The 17,686-nt window shown below is 69.6% G+C and carries 18 protein-coding genes; 12 read left to right on the top strand and 6 right to left on the bottom strand.

Annotation, left to right across the window (positions count from 1 at the left end):
- Positions 1–2: 2 nt before the first annotated feature.
- The 6 genes from JKG67_RS09560 to JKG67_RS09585 all read right to left on the bottom strand — a co-directional run bounded on the left by JKG67_RS09560 (position 3) and on the right by JKG67_RS09585 (position 4,753).
- Positions 3–1,394: a HAMP domain-containing sensor histidine kinase gene (locus JKG67_RS09560; RefSeq protein WP_203337089.1), complete on the bottom strand. Its 1,392-nt coding sequence runs from the start codon at positions 1,392–1,394 to the stop codon at positions 3–5.
- Positions 1,391–2,086: a response regulator transcription factor gene (locus tag JKG67_RS09565; protein WP_203337090.1), complete on the bottom strand. Its 696-nt coding sequence runs from the start codon at positions 2,084–2,086 to the stop codon at positions 1,391–1,393. Before JKG67_RS09565 ends, JKG67_RS09560 begins: the two co-directional genes overlap by 4 nt.
- Before the next feature lie 210 nt (positions 2,087–2,296).
- Positions 2,297–3,160, bottom strand: a complete 864-nt coding sequence (locus JKG67_RS09570) for a fructosamine kinase family protein (protein ID WP_203337091.1) — start codon at positions 3,158–3,160, stop codon at positions 2,297–2,299.
- On the bottom strand, positions 3,157–3,669 hold the full coding sequence (locus JKG67_RS09575; protein WP_203337092.1) for a low molecular weight protein-tyrosine-phosphatase: 513 nt from the start codon (positions 3,667–3,669) through the stop codon (positions 3,157–3,159). The genes JKG67_RS09570 and JKG67_RS09575 overlap by 4 nt, the downstream gene beginning before the upstream one ends.
- Positions 3,669–4,067: a phage holin family protein gene (locus tag JKG67_RS09580; protein ID WP_203337093.1), complete on the bottom strand. Its 399-nt coding sequence runs from the start codon at positions 4,065–4,067 to the stop codon at positions 3,669–3,671. Before JKG67_RS09580 ends, JKG67_RS09575 begins: the two co-directional genes overlap by 1 nt.
- Positions 4,064–4,753, bottom strand: a complete 690-nt coding sequence (locus JKG67_RS09585) for a GntR family transcriptional regulator (RefSeq protein ID WP_203337094.1) — start codon at positions 4,751–4,753, stop codon at positions 4,064–4,066. Before JKG67_RS09585 ends, JKG67_RS09580 begins: the two co-directional genes overlap by 4 nt.
- 100 nt (positions 4,754–4,853) lie before the next feature.
- On the opposite strand from JKG67_RS09585, the gene JKG67_RS09590 reads away from it, so the two are divergent.
- From JKG67_RS09590 to JKG67_RS09645, 12 genes are all read left to right on the top strand, one after another.
- Positions 4,854–5,738, top strand: coding sequence for a dimethylarginine dimethylaminohydrolase family protein (locus tag JKG67_RS09590; protein WP_203337095.1), 885 nt, complete (start codon positions 4,854–4,856; stop codon positions 5,736–5,738).
- Between the two features lie 11 nt (positions 5,739–5,749).
- On the top strand, positions 5,750–6,841 hold the full coding sequence (hisC, locus tag JKG67_RS09595) for a histidinol-phosphate transaminase (RefSeq protein WP_238998247.1): 1,092 nt from the start codon (positions 5,750–5,752) through the stop codon (positions 6,839–6,841).
- A gap of 38 nt (positions 6,842–6,879) precedes the next feature.
- The gene (locus JKG67_RS09600) at positions 6,880–7,848 is read left to right on the top strand and encodes a glutathione S-transferase C-terminal domain-containing protein (RefSeq protein ID WP_203337096.1); all 969 of its coding nucleotides are present in this window, start codon (positions 6,880–6,882) and stop codon (positions 7,846–7,848) included.
- Between the two features lie 169 nt (positions 7,849–8,017).
- A complete protein-coding gene (gene pdhA, locus JKG67_RS09605; protein WP_372442064.1) occupies positions 8,018–9,211 on the top strand; it encodes a pyruvate dehydrogenase (acetyl-transferring) E1 component subunit alpha in 1,194 nt (397 codons plus the stop codon).
- The gene (locus JKG67_RS09610) at positions 9,208–10,230 is read left to right on the top strand and encodes an alpha-ketoacid dehydrogenase subunit beta (protein ID WP_203337097.1); all 1,023 of its coding nucleotides are present in this window, start codon (positions 9,208–9,210) and stop codon (positions 10,228–10,230) included. The genes pdhA and JKG67_RS09610 overlap by 4 nt, the downstream gene beginning before the upstream one ends.
- Positions 10,231–10,240: 10 nt before the next feature.
- Positions 10,241–11,641, top strand: coding sequence for a dihydrolipoamide acetyltransferase family protein (locus tag JKG67_RS09615; RefSeq protein WP_203337098.1), 1,401 nt, complete (start codon positions 10,241–10,243; stop codon positions 11,639–11,641).
- A 210-nt stretch (positions 11,642–11,851) separates the two neighbouring features.
- Positions 11,852–12,163, top strand: a complete 312-nt coding sequence (locus JKG67_RS09620) for a WXG100 family type VII secretion target (RefSeq protein ID WP_203337099.1) — start codon at positions 11,852–11,854, stop codon at positions 12,161–12,163.
- A 34-nt stretch (positions 12,164–12,197) separates the two neighbouring features.
- On the top strand, positions 12,198–12,494 hold the full coding sequence (locus JKG67_RS09625) for a WXG100 family type VII secretion target (protein WP_238998265.1): 297 nt from the start codon (positions 12,198–12,200) through the stop codon (positions 12,492–12,494).
- Positions 12,495–12,582: 88 nt separating this feature from the next.
- On the top strand, positions 12,583–13,110 hold the full coding sequence (locus JKG67_RS09630; RefSeq protein ID WP_203337101.1) for a hypothetical protein: 528 nt from the start codon (positions 12,583–12,585) through the stop codon (positions 13,108–13,110).
- 1,666 nt (positions 13,111–14,776) lie between these two features.
- The gene (locus JKG67_RS09635; protein WP_203337102.1) at positions 14,777–15,538 is read left to right on the top strand and encodes a hypothetical protein; all 762 of its coding nucleotides are present in this window, start codon (positions 14,777–14,779) and stop codon (positions 15,536–15,538) included.
- Positions 15,539–15,750: 212 nt separating this feature from the next.
- Entirely contained in the window at positions 15,751–16,545 is a 795-nt protein-coding gene (locus JKG67_RS09640; RefSeq protein ID WP_203337103.1) for a hypothetical protein, read from the top strand.
- Between the two features lie 257 nt (positions 16,546–16,802).
- Positions 16,803–17,567: a hypothetical protein gene (locus JKG67_RS09645; protein WP_203337104.1), complete on the top strand. Its 765-nt coding sequence runs from the start codon at positions 16,803–16,805 to the stop codon at positions 17,565–17,567.
- Positions 17,568–17,686: the final 119 nt, after the last annotated feature.

The raw sequence follows: 17,686 nt of genomic DNA on the forward strand, positions 1-17,686 counted from the left end.
AGTCAGTCCTGGTCGGGGCTGGACGACCCGGGCAGCGTGAGCCGGACGCGGGTGCCGCGGCCGGTGGGGGACTCCTCGGCGATCACGGTGCCTGCGTGCCGGTCCATGACCTGGCGCACGATCGCCAGCCCGAGCCCCGAGCCGGGCATGCTTCGGGCCCTGGTGGAGCGGTAGAAGCGCTCGAAGACGTGCGGCCGGTCCTCCGCGGCGATGCCCGGGCCCTCGTCGTCGACGGTCAGCACCCCGTCGGCCAGGCGCACCCGCACGGTGGCAGCGGCAGGCGACCACTTGGCAGCGTTGTCGAGCACGTTGGTGAACGCACGCTCGAGCGCGGAGGAGTCGCCGACCAGCCACCACGAGTCGGCCTCGACGGCGAAGTCGACTCCCGGAGCGCGGCGCCGCACCCGGGTCAGCGCCCGGTCCAGGACGTCGGCCAGGTCGACGGTGCCCACCACCGCGCCCGGTGCATGGTCCCGGGCGAGCTCGACCAGGTCGCCGATGAGGGTGGTCATCTCCTCGATCTGGCCGCGGACATCGCTGATCAGTTCCGCGCGCGCCTCGGCGGTCAACTGGCCGGCAGTGGCCGGGTCATCGGACTGGCTGAGCAGGTCGAGGTTGGTGCGCAGCGACGTGAGGGGGGTGCGCAACTCGTGGCCGGCGTCGGCGACCAGTTGGCGTTGCCGGTCACGCGAGGCCGCCAGCGCAGCCAACATCACGTTGAACGAGGACGCGAGCTTGGCGATCTCGTCGTCGCCCTCGACCGGCAGCGGGGTCAGGTCCTCGGTGCGAGCGATGTGCTCGGCGGCCGCGGACAGCCGGCGTACCGGCCGGAGGCCTCCTTCGGTGACCGCCCAGCCGGCCACCGCCGCGGCGAGCACCCCGGCCAGGCCGAAGAGCAGCATCACGATCCCGAGTCGCTGCAGCACCCGATCCTGGGGGGCCAGCGACTGGGCCAGCACCACCGCCTCCGGCTGCGAGGGGAGCCCGACCGCCACCATCCGGTAGCGGGTGCCTTCGTCGGTGGTGACGGTGCGGATCGCGTGCGGCTCCAGGCCGGCAGCGACCTGCACCTCCGGGTCGCCGATCGCCAGCGGCTCCATGTGGTCGGTCATCCGGACCCGGCGGTCGGCGTTCACGAACGCGATGCGTACGTCTGAGGCGCCCAGCGCCCAGCGCGGGATCAGCACCGTCCTCGGTGTGGATCCGGCGCTGGCCTGGGCGACGCCCTGGGCCCGCTCCAGCAACGCGTTGTCCATGGTGCTGGTCAACTGCACCCGCACCGTCACGTAGGCGCCCAGGGTCAGCACCGCCACGGTCACCGCGACCGCGCAGGTGGTCAGCCAGGTGAGTCGGCCCGCGAGGGTGCGACGGTACGCCGCGGCGGGCGTGCTCATGACTCCTTCAGCACATAGCCGACGCCACGCACGGTGTGCAGCAGTCGTGGCTCGTCCTCGGCCTCGGTCTTGCGGCGCAGGTACCCGACGTACACCTCCAGGGAGTTGGCGGTGGTCGGGAAGTCGTAGCCCCACACCTCCTCCAGGATGAAGGAGCGCTCCAGCACCCGTCGGGGCCGGCGGAGGAACATCTCCAGAAGCGCGAACTCGGTGCGGGTCAGGTCGATCCGGCGGTCGCCGCGGCGTACCTCTCGACTGGCGATCTCCATCCGCAGGTCGGCGAACTCGAGCACCTCGTCGGTGGCGTCGTCGGCGGGCACGATGCGGCGTAGCAGCGCGCGCAGCCGGGCCAGCAGCTCCTCGAGGGCGAACGGCTTGGTCAGGTAGTCGTCGGCGCCCGCGTCCAGCCCCTCGACCCGGTCGCTGACGGCGTCGCGGGCGGTGAGCACCAGGACGGGTACGTCGTTGCCGGCCTGCCGCAGTGCCCGGGTCGCCTCGATGCCGTCGAGGCGGGGCATCATCACGTCCATCACGATGGCGTCCGGGGTCTGTTGGGCGATCCCGGCCAGGGCCTCGGCGCCGTCATTGGCGGTGCTGACCTGGTAGCCGTTGAACTCCAGGGACCGGCGCAGCGAGTCGCGGACGGCCCGGTCGTCGTCGACGACGAGCACGTGCGGGCGGCTGGTGGTCACCACTCGAGTTTGCCACCCCCTGCTGAGCGCCTCCTGAGAACGCCGAAGTGGGGTTTGTGGCCCGCCGAGGTGGGGTTTGTGGCCGGCCGAGGTGTGGGTTGTGGTCCTGCGGTGGTCGCCACGCCTACGTCGTGCGGCCAGAACGCCCACGTCGCGCGGCCACAAACCCCACTTCGCGCGGCCACAAACCCCACTTCGGCGGAGGGAGGGTTAGAGGGAGGAGATGGCGGAAGCAGCGCGGGAGCCGTAACCGCCACCGAACATGACGGCGTGGACGAGGAGGGGGAAGAGCTGGTGGAGGCCGACCCGGTCCTGCCAGCCCTCGGCCAGGGGAGCCTCCTCGTGGTAGGCCTCGGTGACCCGCGACAGGTTCGGCAGGCCGAAGAGGGTCAGCATCGCCAGATCCACCTCACGGTGACCGCCGTACGCCGCCGGGTCGACGACCCAGGGCACTCCGTCCAGTCCCCAGATCACGTTGCCGGTCCACAGGTCACCGTGCACCCGGGCCGGCGGCTCGTCGGGCACCAGTTCGCCGATCCGGCCGAGCACCGCCTCGATCGAGGCGGACTCCTCGGCGGTGATCACCGACCGGTCCCGGGCCAGCTTCAGGTACGGCAGCACCCGCCGGGTGGCGTAGAACTCCGCCCACGTCGGCGCCGGGGTGTTGCGCATCGGCACCTTGCCGATCCACCCGTCCGTCTCCGAGCCGTACGACGGAGCACCGGCGGCGTGGGTGCGCGCCAACGCGCGCCCGAAGTCGGCCGCCGCCTCGCCGGTGACCTTGCCCGGCTCCACCCAGCGCAGCACCAGACAGTCCACGTCGACGGCGAGCACGTCGGGGACCGCGACCCCGCCGTCCGCAGTGGCCGCAGCGAGCCAGGCGAGCCCGCGCGCCTCGGTGGCGAAGAACCCCGGTGGCGCCCCGGACCGGGTCTTCATCAGCGCCATCGTGCCGTCGGAGAGCCGCAGTTTGGTGGCGGCGCAGATGTCACCTCCGGCCACCGGGGCGGTGGCGACCACCGCGACGTCGAGCAGCGCCTCGGCGCGGCGGGCGAGTCCCGGTGACCGGGTCATGACCTGACCAGTTCCGCGGCCAGATGAGCGACCAGCCTGTCGCAGGTCCGCTCGACCCGGGCCAGTACGTCGGTGAACCCGGAGGGGCCGCCGTAGTAGGGGTCCGGCACCTCACCGCCGACATCGGTCGGGTCGAAGTCGCCGAACAGCCGCACCCGGGCGACGTCCTCGGGTGCGGCGAGCGCCAGCACGTCGGCGTGGTTGCTGCGGTCCATGGTCAGCACCAGGTCGGCGCGGCGCAGCCAGTCGCCGTCGAAGTGCCGGGCCCGGTGCCGGTCCGGGTCGTAGCCGGCCGCCACCAAGGTGGCGGCCGAGCGGGTGTCCATCACGTCACCGACGTGCCACGATCCGGTGCCGCCGCTGTCGACCCGGACCACGTCGTCCAGGCCCGCCTCGGCCACGCGCGCGGTGAGCACCACATCGGCCACCGGGGAGCGGCAGATGTTGCCCAGGCAGACGAGCACCACCGAGTACTCCCCGGAGTGCCGTGGCGGCGGCAGGCCCGGCATCAGGCGTCCTTCTTGTCCTTGATCAGGTTGTCCAGGAGCCAGGTGACCAGGGTGATGATGATGGAGCCGAAGAGCGCGCTCCAGAAGCCGTCGACGCTGAAGCTGACGTCGAGCTCGCCGGCGATCCAGCCGGTGAGCATCAGCATCAGCGCGTTGATCACCAGCAGGAACAGTCCGACGGTGAGGATGATCACCGGCAGCGACAGCAACTTGACCAGTGGCTTCACGATGGCGGAGACGGCGCCGAGGATCAGCGCCACGATGACCACGGTGAGCCACTTGTCGGCGACGTCGTCGGTGAAGCTGCCGGCGCTCGGCCCGAAGCTGATGCCGTCGATGAGCCAGGCGGCCACGGTCAGGGCGATCGCGGTGGTGGCGAGCCAGACGAGGAATCTCATGGCCCGAGTTTAGGGGCAACCTCCGAGAGCGCCCCCCGGATCGCTGCCTCGGCGTCGGCCAGGTGGGTGCACAGCTGGGCTTCGGCTGCCTCCAGGTCACCGGCCTCGAGGGGGGTCAGGATGCGCAGATGCGACTCGGGCTGGGCGTGCGCGTCGCGGCGGACTCGGTCGACCTGGGCGAGCGCCAGCCGCAGCTCGGCATAGACGGTCTCGGCGGCGGCGACGAGGCGTTCCGATCCGGCCAGTGCGACCAGGGAGAGGTGGAAGCGCAGGTGCAGTTCGTTGAGCACCGCGTAGGAGCGCTGTTCGGTGACTGCCCGGGTGTAGGCGGCGAGGGTGCTGCGTACGGCGTCCCGGGCCTCGTCGCCGGCCTCGGCCCAACGGCGTACGCCGGCCGACTCCAGCACCAGCCGGGCGCGGGACAGGTCGCTGATCGCGGCCAGGTCGGGGGTGACCACGCTGACGCCACGGTGCGGCTCCCGGACCGCGAGCCCGTCAGCGACCAGGACGCCGAGTGCCTCGCGCACGGTGGGTCGGCTGACGCCCAGGGACTCGGCCAGCGCCACCTCGCGCAGCGGTGTGCCGGCGGCGAGCTCTCCGTCGAAGAGGGCGCGACGCAACTCCTCGGCCACCCGGTCAACGGTGGAGGCGACCTCCACCGTGAGCGACGGGTAGGCGTGCGTCATGGGGCCATTCTGCCCCGACTTGCCCGGCGCCCGGGCCATCCTGCACACTGAGATCGTCAGATTGTCAGACAATGAGCCGAACGACTGTGGAGGGTGGCGAATGTACGACGCGTTGGCGTGGGGTGGGCGGTACCTGATGGTCTCCCCCGATCACTACCGGATCGATTACGCGATCAACCCGTACATGGATCCCGCCCGCCAGCCCGACCCGTCCCGGGCTCGCGACCAGTGGCAGCAGTTGAAGGAGACCATCGAGCGGCTCGGCGGCCAGGTCGAGGTGCTGCCGCAGGTGGCCGAGGCCCCCGACATGGTGTTCGCGATGAACCTCGGTCTGCCGCTGGTCGACCCCGACGGCAGCCGCCGGATCGTGCTCAGCCACATGAGGCACCCGCAGCGCCGGATCGAGACACCCGAGGCCGAGGCCCGGCTGGTGGCGGACGGCTGGACGGCGACCCGGCTCGGCAGCGACGGCCTCGGTCCGCACTTCGAGGCAGGCGACGCCTTCTGCTGGCGTGGCGATCTGGTGGTCGGCCACGGCCCCCGTACCGAGGCCAGCGCCCTGCAGCCACTCGCCGAGGAGGTCGGTGCCCGGGTGCTCGGGGTGCGGCTGACCAGGCCGGGCATGTACCACCTCGACCTGGCGTTCTGCCCCCTCGACGAGGCGCGGGCGATGATCTTCCCGGGCGCCTTCGCGCCGGCCTCGGCACACCTGCTCGAGCAACTGGTGCCCGAGCCGCTGCTGCTCAGCGAGGACGAGGCGGCCACCTTCTGCGCCAACTCGATCGTGGTCGGCCGGACCGTGGTGATGCCGGCGTGTCCGGACCGGGTCCGCGCCCAACTCGAGGAGTGGGGCTTCGACGTGGTCCTGGTCGACGTCAGCGAGTTCCACCTCGCCGGCGGCTCGGTCCGCTGCCTGACCAACCCGCTCGACGTGACCGTCGGCCGTGACCTGGCGCCGCTGCCGGGTGGCCGACTCGCAGCCTGAGGCGTGCCACGATGGAGCGTATGGCCGACCTGCCGCAACCCCGCCCGTCCGTCGCCGGCATCCCGGCGTACGTCGCCGGCCGCCCGCCGACCCCGCGCGAGGGTGTGACCACCTTCAAGCTCAGTTCCAACGAGTTGCCCTACCCGCCGCTGCCTGGCGTCCTGGAGGCGGCGACGGCGGCCGCCGCGGCGATGAACCGCTACCCCGACATGGGCAACACCGAGCTGTACGCCGCACTCGCGGACCGGCTCGGCGTCGAGGTGGCCAACCTGGCCGCGGGCACCGGCTCGACCGCGGTGATCTATCAGCTGCTCAGTGCCTACTGCGGCCCGGGCGCCGAGGTGGTGCACCCGTGGCGGTCCTTCGAGGCCTACCCGATCGCGATCGCCGCGGCCGGCGCCACCGCGGTCGGCGTGCCACTGACCGCGGACGGTCGGCATGACCTGGACGCGATGCTGGCTGCGGTGACCGACCGCACCGCAGTGCTCATCCTGTGCACCCCGAACAACCCGACCGGCCCGGCGCTGAGCCACACCGAGGTCGCCGCGGTCCTCGACCGGATCCCCGGCCGGGTGCTGGTCATCCTCGACGAGGCCTACCGCGAGTTCGTCCGCAGTGACGACCCCGTCGACGGCGTCGCGTTGCTGGGCAAGCACCCGAACCTGACCCTGACCCGGACCTTCTCCAAGGCCTACGGGCTGGCGGGGCTGCGGGTCGGGTATGCGGTGGCCGCGGAACCGATCGCGGCGGCGGTGCGCGCGGTCGGGCTGCCGTTCGGGGTCTCGGCCCCGGCACAGGCGGCGGCGGTGGCCTCGCTGGCCGCGGAGGTGGCGCTCGCCGAACGCGTCGACCGGGTGGTGGCCGAACGGGACCGGGTGGTCGCCGGCCTGGCGGCCGCGGGGTACGACGTGCCCGACCCGCAGGGCAATTTCGTCTGGCTGGAGCTGGGTGACACGACCGCGGGGTTCGCGACGGCCGCCGACGAGGTCGGGCTGATGGTGCGTCCCTTCACAGCCCCCGGCACCAACCGGGGCTGCCGGGTCACCATCGGCGAGACCGACGCCAACACGCGCTTCCTGGACCTGGCCCGCCGCCTCGACTGACCACGGCAGTTGATTGACGCTTCACTAGCATGGGCGTCATGAGTGCGTCGTACGTGAACTCCGGCGAGGAGTACGACCGGGACATGCGCTACGTCCCGGACCGGATCACCGCCGAGCCCGGGGTCTCCGCCGACCCGTACCGCGGTGAGGGGTACCACCGCGGCGGTGCGATCGAGGCGCCCACCTGGCCGGTCGAACCCGGCCGCTACCGGCTGGTCGCGGCGCCCGCCTGCCCGTGGGCCAACAGGTCGATCATCGTCCGAGGGCTGCTCGGGCTCGAGGACGTGATCTCGCTGGGCAAGCCCGGTCCGGTGCACGACGAGTCGAGTTGGAACTTCCACCTCGACCCCGGCGGAGTGGACCCGGTGCTCGGTATCGAGCGGGTCCAGCAGGCCTACTTCGCCCGCTTCCCCGACTACCCGCGCGGCATCACCGTGCCCGCGATCGTGGACGTGCCCTCCGGGAAGCTGGTCACCAACGACTTCCCGTGGATCACCCACGACCTCTTCTTCGAGTGGCGCGACCACCAGCGCCCGGACCCGCCGGATCTGTGGCCCGACGACTGTCGCGAGGAGATGGAGGAGGTGATGCAGCGGGTCTTCACCGACGTGAACAACGGCGTCTACCGCTGCGGCTTCGCCGGCACCCAGGAGTCCTATGCGGAGGCGCACGACCGCCTCTTCGCGGCTCTCGACTGGCTCGAGGAGCGGCTGGCCGACCGCCGCTACCTGATGGGCGACGCGATCACCGAGGCCGACATCCGGCTCTTCACCACCCTGGTCCGCTTCGATGCGGTCTATCACGGCCACTTCAAGTGCAACCGCAACAAGCTCACCGAGATGCCGGTGCTGCACGCCTACACCCGGGATCTCTTCCGCACGCCCGGCTTCGGGGAGACGATCGACTTCGATCAGATCAAGGCTCACTACTACGTGTGCCACACCGACATCAACCCGTCCCGGATCATCCCTCGGGGCCCGGACCTCTCCCTCTGGTACGACGCCTGAACGAACGTGTGCAGATAGCAACTCGCTGCGACTGGTCTACTCGTCGGTAGCGGCTAATGTGGTGTGGGACACATGACAACGCGGTCAGGCACCGACGCACCATCCCCGCGCCGGGCTGGCCGCGGTGTCCCAAGAGCCGTGGCGATCCCACGGGTGAGAGGAGCCCGCAGTGTCCGAACGAGCCCTGAGTGCTGTGAACGTCCCCACCAGCCGGACCCCGAGTCCGGTGCGCGGGGTGCCGACACCCACTGATCCGGACGACCGCGGCTCCGGCGGCGCACCGATGGTGCAGCTCCTCACCCCTGCGGGCACGCGGGTCCACGACTCCGAGTACGACCTCGAGTTCACCGTCGAGGAGTTGCTCGCCTTCCACCGGGACATGGTCCTGGTCCGTCGCTTCGACACCGAGGCCACCGCCCTGCAGCGCCACGGCGAGTTGGGCATCTGGGCGCAGGTGCTCGGCCAGGAGGCCGCCCAGATCGGCGCCGGTCATGCGTTGAAGCCCCAGGACTTCGTGCTGCCCACCTATCGCGAACACGGCGTCGCCTGGTGTCGCGGCGTCGACCCGGTCAATCTCCTCGGCCTCTTCCGTGGTGTCGACGGCGGCGACTGGGACCCCCACGACCACAACATCGCCCTCTACACGATCGTCATCGGCGCCCAGGTGCTGCACGCCTGCGGCTACGCGATGGGGATGCAGCGTGACGGGGTCGTCGGCACCGGGGACCCGGACGTCGACGCTGCAGTGCTCGCACACTTCGGCGACGGCGCCTCGGCCCAGGGTGACGTCAACGAGGCGATGGTGTTCGCCGCCTCCTTCAACGCCCCGGTGGTCTTCTTCTGCCAGAACAACCAGTGGGCGATCTCGGTGCCCACCACCACCCAGTCCACCGTCCCGCTCTACCAGCGCTCCGCCGGTTTCGGGTTCCCCGGCGTCCGGGTGGACGGCAACGACGTGCTCGCCTCGTACGCCGTCACCAAGGCTGCGCTGCAGCGCGCCCGCTCCGGGGAGGGCCCGATGCTGATCGAGGCGTTCACCTACCGGATGGGCGCGCACACCACCACCGACGACCCGACCCGCTACCGCACCGCCGCGGAGGTCGAGGAGTGGCAGCGCCGGGACCCGATCGCCCGGCTGGAGAGCTACCTGCGCTCGGAGGACCTGATCGACGACTCCTGGCTCGCCGAGCTGGCCGAGGAAGCCGACGAGCTGGGCAGCCGGTTGCGCACCGCCTGCAAGGCGCTGCCCGACCCGGATCCGTTGAGCCCGTTCGGCTACGTGCACGCCGAGTTGCCTGCCGAGCTCGCGGCGCAACGCGACGAGTACGCGGCGTACCTGGCGAGCTTCGAGGACGCCCGATGAACGCCGCGGCGCTGACCGCGGTCCGCCCCGAGGCCACGACGCAGAACGTGACCCTGGCCAAGGCGCTGAACCTGGGGCTCCGCGAGGCGATGGCTGCCGACGACAAGGTGCTGTTGATGGGTGAGGACGTCGGCACCCTGGGCGGCGTCTTCCGGGTCACCGACGGCCTCAAGGCCGAGTTCGGCGCCGACCGGGTGGTCGACACCCCGCTGGCCGAGTCCGGAATCGTCGGCACCGCGGTCGGGTTGGCGATGCGTGGCTACCGGCCGGTGGTGGAGATCCAGTTCGACGGTTTCGTCTATCCCGCCTACGACCAGATCGTCTGCCAGGTGGCGAAGATGCACACCCGCAGCCACGGCCGGGTGCCGATGCCGATGGTGATCCGGATCCCGTTCGGCGGCGGCATCGGTGCCGTCGAGCACCACTCGGAGTCGCCGGAGGCCCAGTTCATCCACACGCCGGGACTCAAGGTGGTCGCATGCAGCAACCCGGTCGACGGCTATTGGATGCTGCAGCAGGCGATCGCCTGCGACGACCCGGTGATCTTCCTCGAGCCGAAGCGCCAGTACCACTCCGGCAAGGCCGAGCTCGACCCGTCCGCAGATCCGCTGCCGCTCTTCGCCACCCGCCGGGTCCGGGCCGGCGATGACGTGACCGTGATCAGCTACGGACCGCAGGTGAAGACCTGCCTGACCGCCGCCGAGGCGTCGGCCGGCGAGGACGGGCCGTCGCTGGACGTCTTCGACCTGCGCACCCTGTCGCCGTTCGACCTGGAGCCGATCTTTGAGTCGGTACGCCGCACCGGTCGCGCCGTGGTCGTCCACGAGGCGCACCGGACCCTCGGCCCGGGAGCCGAGGTGGCGGCCCGGATCACCGAGGAGTGCTTCTTCTCCCTGGAGGCGCCGGTGCACCGGGTGACCGGATTCGACACGCCGTACCCACCGTCGCGGATCGAGCATCAGTGGCTGCCCGACCTGGACCGGGTGCTGGACGCCGTCGACCGCACGCTCGCCTTCTGAGGGGACACTCATGGCTGACTACCTGCTGCCCGACGTGGGCGAGGGACTGACCGAGGCCGAGATCGTCACCTGGCGGGTCGCCGTCGGGGACACCGTGGCCATCAACGACATCGTGGTGGAGATCGAGACCGCCAAGTCGATCGTGGAGCTGCCGTCGCCCTACGCCGGTGTGGTGGCCGAACTGCTCGTCGAGGAGGGGGTGACCATCGAGGTCGGCACCCCGATGATCCGGATCACCGAGGCGGGAGCCGACGCAGGAGCCGAGGCCCCCGCTGCCCCGGCCGCTCAGGACTCGCCGGCTGCTCAGGACTCGCCGGCGCCGGAGGCTGTCGAGGCCCCGATGCCCACGCTGGTCGGCTACGGACCCCGGGAGACCTCGGGACGACGCCGGGCGCGTCGCGGTGCCACCGTCCCCGCTGCGGCTGCGGCGACGGCGCTGCTGGACCGGCCGACCGAGACCGCCGAGCCGGAGAGCCTTGAGGCTGCGCCGCCCGACGCTGGCACCCCGGAGCAGTCGGAGGCGCGAGTGCTGGCGGCACCGCCGGTGCGCAAGCTGGCCCGCGACCTGGGCATCGACCTTCGGGCGGTACCGGCCACCGGCGACCAGGGGCAGGTGACCCGGGCCGACCTCGAGCAGTACGCGGTCGTCGCCGAGCCGGCCCAGCCGGCGACGGGCAGTGTCCCGGCGACGGACCCGGACGCCGCCGAGTGGCGGGAGCCGATCAAGGGTGTCCGCAAGATGATGGGCGCAGCGATGGTGGAGTCCGCCTTCACCATCCCGCACGTCACCGAGTGGATCACCGTCGACGTCACTCGGACGGTGGAGTTCTGCGACCGGTTGCGGCGGATGCGCGAGTTCGCTGACGTCAAGGTCTCGCCGCTGCTGGTGGTGGCCAGGGCGGCGGTGCTGGCGATGCGTCGCCACCCGGCGCTCAACTCCTGGTGGGACGAGGCCTCCCAGGAGGTGGTGCACAAGCAGTACGTGAACCTCGGCGTCGCGGCTGACACGCCGAGGGGGTTGGTGGTGCCGAACATCAAGGGTGCCGAGCGGCTCACGCTGCGCGAGCTTGCCGGTGCGCTGGACGAACTCGTCGAAACGGCCCGGGCCGGGCGCACCCAGCCCGCGGAGATGGCACAGGGCACCTTCACGCTGACCAACGTCGGAGTCTTCGGGGTCGACGCGGGCACTCCGATCATCAACCCTGGCGAGTCCGCGATCCTGGCCATCGGCGCGATCACCAAGCGGCCCTGGGTGGTTGAGGTGGACGGCGAGGACCAGATCGCGGTCCGTCAGGTGGCCACGCTGGCGTTGAGCTTCGATCACCGCCATATCGACGGCGCCGCTGGATCGCGGTACCTGGCCGACGTGGCCGGGATCCTCGTCGACCCTGCCACTGCGTTGCTCTACTGAGCGGGCACACCGACACCGGTCAGCCAAGACGGTTGGGGATCTGCTGACCCGCCCTCGCACCATGGTGCAACTCGTGCGCACAGTGCCCGGCACGGGTGTGGGAGAGAGCAGGGAAAGAAACTTGTGCTCCCGAGGTTTCAACGCCGCCGATTCGGGTAGGACTCAGAGTGCCGGGCATGGTGTCCGGTTCCGAGTGAAGGGAGTTGGGGGATGTCTCAGGGCTTCTCTGCAGCGGATCGGGCTTTGACCAGGGCCGCTGAGAAGGTGGCGGGTTGCAAGGGTGACCTGGATGGTTTGGCGAAGCAGATGGATGGGGAGATGGAGGCGTTGCGTGCTCGTTGGGGTGGGCAGGGTGCGGTGGCGTTTCAGCGGTTGAAGACGGCGTGGTTGGAGAACCAGCGGCGGATCACGGCTGCGTTGGATGGGTTTGAGTCGTCGTTGATTGAGACGGAGAAGGACAACGTGGCCACTGATGAGGCGGCTTCTGCGGTGATGACCAATATCTCGTCGCGGTTGTCGTGACGGTCTTTGACGGTTCTGTGAAGGGGTGTGTGTGATGTCGTTTGATGGGATCAGGGTTGATCACGGTGGTCTTGAGGGTGCTGCGGCTCAGTTGATGTCGACGGCGCAGAAGATTGGTGGCCGGTTGGATCAGCTTGATGGTGAGTTGGCGCCGTTGAAGAGTGATTGGGACGGTAACGCGAAGGCTCAGTATCAGGTGGCGAAGACTGAGTGGGATGGGGCGATGAAGGACATGATGTTGCTGCTCCAGGATGTGTCTCGGGCGGTGTCGTCGTCCAATGATGAGTATCGGGCTGCTGATCAGCGGGGTGCTGGCCGTTTCGGTGGCTGAAGGGTTGCTGTGTGTTGGTGTGCTGGTGCCGGGTCGTCCCCTGTGGGGGCGGGCCCGGCATTGGCCGTTGTTGTGAGGGGGTGGCGTGGTGAGTGGGTTTGAGCGGTTGTTCACGGAGCTGTTCGGTCCGGATGGGTTGTTTGTGGTGCCGGCGGGGTCGGGGTCGGGCTCTGGTGGGGAGTTTGTGGTCGACTTCGATGGGGTGGAGAAGCTTGCGGGTGAGTGTGAGGAGAAGTCGGGGGAGTTGACTGGGATGCGGGGCCCGGATTGGGGTGTGGTGGGTCGGTCGACGGCGTTTGGGTTGACGGGTGGGGGTCAGCGGGTGGTGTCGATGTTGGCGGCGGCGCAGCGGTCGTCGGATCGGCGGTTGGGGGATGCGGCGTTGGATCTGGAGTCGTTTGCGGAGGCGTTTGAGTTGTTGGTTCGGGAGACGCGTGAGGTTGATGAGCGTCTGGAGTTCGATATGAATCGGTTTGATGCGAAGTTGCCGGATCAGCCGCGTTCGGCTGACCCGGTCGAGCCGGTGGTCGTGCCTGGGCCGGTGGAGTCGGGTCCGCCGGTGGAGTCTGGGACTGGGTCTGGGGAGTCTGGGTCTGAGGGTGAGGAGTCGTGGTGAGTCAGGGGCCGAACGAGCAGCGGTTGCGGGCCAGTCTGGATGAGTTTGATTCCTCCGACACGGCGAGTGCGTCGTATGACTGGCAGCAGCGGCGGTCGCGGTTGCAGTCGGTGGTGAATCGGCTGGAGAGGATGGCCAAGTCCCTGGAAGCTGACAGCAGCGGCGCCCAGTCGAGTGGCGTCGCCTTCACCGGGGACACCCCCGACGCGGCATATCCGCGGTTCAAGGCGTTGCAGGAGGCGTTGGCGCGGCGGGTTGAGGATATGGATGCGGCGCGTGTGGCGGTGGGGGAGGCGCGGGGTGCGGTGCGTGGTGCGGAGTCGCGTTACAAGCAGGAGGTGACTGATCGGGATTGGTCGGTGTCTGAGGCGATGTCGGGTCCGCGGCCGGTGATGCGGGATTGGTTGGATCCGCGGGATGAGGATCCGGTGGGGACGGTGCAGCGGGAGCATCGGTTGGCGGTGGAGCGGTGGGAGCAGCGGGTGGCCGCGTTGGAGGCGGAGCGGGCTGCTGAGCGGGAGGCGCTGTGTGCGGAGATTCTTGGTGAGATGGATGAGGGGTTGCAGGAGTCTGCGGACAAGCTTGCGTTGCTTGCTGATGAGGAGGATCTTCCTGCGACGCCTGTGAGTGGGGGTGCCGGTGGTGTCCCTGGTGGTGTGGGGGGTTCGGTGCCTGGGGGTGTGGCTGGGCCGGTGTCTGCGGGTCCCGGGCTTGGATCGGGTACTGGTCCTGGGGTGTCTGGTCCGGGTGCCGGGCCGGGTGCTGGTGCGCCGGTGGCTGGTCCTGGTGTGGTGCCGGTGGGTGGGTTGCCGCCGGTGGCGTCGTTGCCTGATGGGTCGTGGAATGGTGATGAGCCGGGTTCGTATGGGCCGCCGGTGTTGGGTGGGGCGGTGCCGGCGCCTGGTGGTGTGGGGGGTTCTGCTGCGGGGTTGATTGGTGGTTTGGTGGGTGGCGCGGCTGCGTTGGCTGGTGGTGCGGCTGCGTTGAAGGGTGGGGTGGCTGCGGGCGGTCAGGGTGTGCGTGGGGCTGGGGCTGGGGCGTCGAAGGGTGCTGGTGGTGCGTCGCCGCGGGGGTTGTTGACGAATGCGCCTGCTGCGGGTCGTGGGGCTGGTTCGGGTGGTGTGCGTGGGGGTGTGGGTGCGGCGGGTGCGGGACGTTCCGGTGCCGCGGGTGGCGCGGGGGGTCGTAGCGGTGGTGCGGGTGGTCGTGGTGGCGCGGCGGGGGCTGCGGGTGGCCGTGGCGGCGCTGCGGGTGGGAAGCGGGGTCGGGATCGCAAGGATGCTGGGTCTGGTGGGGCTTGGGATGAGTGGTTCGAGGACTATGACGACAAGGGTGGTCCGCCGGTGTTGAAGTGAGCCCCGGGGTGGGGGGTGGCAGACTTCGGGTTCTTGTTTCCCTTCTCTCCTCGGGAGTGTTGATGCGGGTACGTGGTGCGGTCGCGCTGGCTGGTCTGATGTTGGTGTTGGCTGCCTGCACTGGTGGTGGGGTGGCGGAGCCGACGGGTTCCCCGGCTCCCACGACGGAGCCAGCTCCGACGGCCTCGCCGGTCGAGGCCCCGGTGGATCCGTGCGACTTGTTGGATCCCGAGGACTACGAGCAGTGGCGGACCGGGGACCAGACGCCGATGGTGTCGATGGGTGGTCCTCCTGCGACGGCGGTGTGCCTCATGCCCTCGCAGTGGGGGATCGGTTCGGATGTATCGATCGGGTACTCGCTGGCGCCGAGTGAATCGTTCGAGCGGGAGCGGGTCCGGCTTGCGGGTGAGCAGTTTGGTGAGTTCGTGGAGTGGGATGGGATCGGTGATGCGGCGTTCGGGTTCTCCGAGCGGCTGCCGATGCGGGCCTTTTATCACACCCCGGCTGGTCATACCGAAGGGTGGGTGCGGGTGGGGGATCACACGGTGTGGGTGCGGGTGAATCGGAGTCTGGTGCCGTTGGAGGATGTGCGGCCGTTGCTGGAGAAGGTGGTCGAGCGGGTTTCCCCGGCGATGCATGAGCATCCGATCGTGCTGCCCGAGGAGTGCCCTGCGGTGGATCATCCGGTGATCGCTCGGGTGTTCGGTGAGGTGGAGTACGCCCGCGGTGATGCGGGGTGGGGGTGCTCCTATATCTCCTCCCGAGGGTGGGTACTGCGGGCGGGGGGAGTGTCGTTGAGTTCGGAGGCATTGAAGGAAGAGAACGACATCAGTGACCGCAACCTCAGGGACGGGACGACGCGTCGGTTGCCGTCCCCGCCGGGGATCAGGTGGACCCGATCCGCCAATGATCGTGTCTGGAGGGACCTCGTGACACGCGACGCCACCCGGCAGAAGTTAGAGGTGAACTTCCGAGATGCGGAGTCGGGGTCGCGTCCTACAGGTGTGTCGGAGGCGGACTTTGATGAGTTGATGGATGTGTTGATCCAGGCGTGGCGGGATGCGGTGGGTTGATGCGGGGTCTTCTCGGGGTAGTAGTGGTGGCCGGCCTGTTGTTGGCGGGCTGTACGGGTGGTGGGGTGTCGGAGCCGACGGGTTCCCCGGCCCCCACCGCTGAGCCCTCCCCGACGGTCGAGCCTGTCGAGGCCCCGGTGGATCCGTGTGGGCTGTTGGATCCTGAGGATTACGCGCAGTGGCGGACCGGGGACCAGGAACCGCGGGTGTCGATGAGCGGTCCCCCAGCGACGGCGGTGTGCCTGGTTCGGTCGCAGTGGGGGATCGGGTCTGATGTGCTGATCGGGTACTCGATGGTGCCCGGTGAGTCGTTCGAGGAGGAGCGGGAACGGCTGGCTGGCGATTCCTTCGGGGAGTTTGTGGCTTGGGATGGGATCGGTGATGCGGCGTTCGGGTACACGGAGCGGTTGCCGGTGCGGGTGGCGTATCACACTCCGGCAGGCCATACAGAAGGCTGGGTGCGGGTGGGGGAGCACACGGTGTGGGTGCGGGTGAACCGGAGCATGGTGCCGTTGGAGGAGGTGCGGCCGTTGCTGGAGAAGGTGGTCGAGCGGGTTTCTCCGGCGATGCATGAGCATCAGATCGTGTTGCCCGATGAGTGCCTGGCGCCGGATCATCCGGTGCTCGCGCGTGTGTTCGGTGAGGTTGAGTACGCCCGGGGTGATGCGGGGTGGGTGTGTTCCTACATCTCCTCCCGAGGATGGGTGTTGCGGGCGGTGGGGATGATGTTGAGTCCGGAGGCACTCCAGGAGGAGAGCGAGATCGGCGAGCGCAATACCGGGGACGGAACGACACGCCGGGTGCCGGCGCCGGCGGGGATGGTGCGAACTCGGGGCACCGACGATCGTGCCTGGTTGGACTTCATCCTCGTCGATGCCACCCGGCAGATGCTGGAGGTACGTCTTCGGGATGCGGAGTCGGGGTCGCGTCCGGTGGGGGTGTCGGAGGCGGACTTTGATGAGTTGATGGATGTGTTGATCGAGGCGTGGCGGGATGCGGTGGGTTGATGCGTCGCAGTGTTCTCGGGGTAGTGGTGGTCGGGCTGTTGTTGGCTGGCTGTACGGGTGGCGGGTCGTCGGAGCCGACGGGTGCTCCGGCCCCCACCACTGAGCCCACCACTGAGCCCGCCCCGACGGTCGAGCCTGTCGAGGCCCCCGTGGATCCGTGTGGGTTGCTTGATCCTGAGGACTACGCGCAGTGGCGGACCGGGGACCAGGAACCGCGTGTCTCGATGACTGGGCCGCGCCCGACTGCGGTTTGTCTGATGCCGTCGCAGTGGGGGATCGGTTCGGATGTGACGATCGGGTACTCGCTGGCGCCGAGTGAGGCGTTCGAGCGGGAGCGGGAGCGACTTGCGGACAACACCCACTTTGGTGAGTTGGTGGCGTGGGATGGGGTCGGTGATGCGGCGTTCGGGTATACGGAGCGGTTGCCGGTGCGGGTGGCGTATCACACGCCGGCTGGTCATACGAAGGGTTGGGCGCGGGTGGGGGAGCACACGGTGCAGGTGCGGGTGAACCGGAGTCTGGTGCCGTTGGAGGATGTGCGGCCGTTGCTGGAGAAGGTGGCCGCGGGGGTTTCTCCGGCGATGCATGAGCATCCGATCGTGCTGCCGCAGGAGTGCCCGGCGCCGGATCATCCGGTGCTCGCGCGTGTGTTCGGTGAGGTCGAGTACGCCCGGGGTGATGCGGGCTGGGACTGCTCCTACTTGTCGTCGCGGGGGTGGACGTTGATCGCGGGGGGAATGTCGTTGACCCCGGAGGCGCTCCAGGAGGAGAACGAGAGCTTTGGCCGTTCCCTGGCGCAGGGGACGGTGCGGCAGTTTCCGGCGCCAGCGGGGATGAGGCGGCTCCGTGGTGCCGACGACAGCATCTGGAGGGACTACGTGACGGTCGATGCCACCCGCCAGATGCTGCAGGTCAACTTCCGGGATGCTGAGTCGCGGTCGCGTCCGGTGGGGGTGTCGGAGGCGGACTTTGATGAGCTGATGGACCTCATGATCGAGGCGTGGCGGGATGCGGTGGGTTGATGCATCGCAGGGTTCTCGGGGTGCTGGGCGGGCTGGTGTTGGTGTTGGCTGGCTGCACTGGTGGCGGAACGTCGGAGCCGACGGGTGCCCCGACCCCCACCGTTGAGCCGAAGCCCACA

The organism is Nocardioides limicola (assembly GCF_016827675.1).
Classification (GTDB): domain Bacteria; phylum Actinomycetota; class Actinomycetes; order Propionibacteriales; family Nocardioidaceae; genus Nocardioides; species Nocardioides limicola.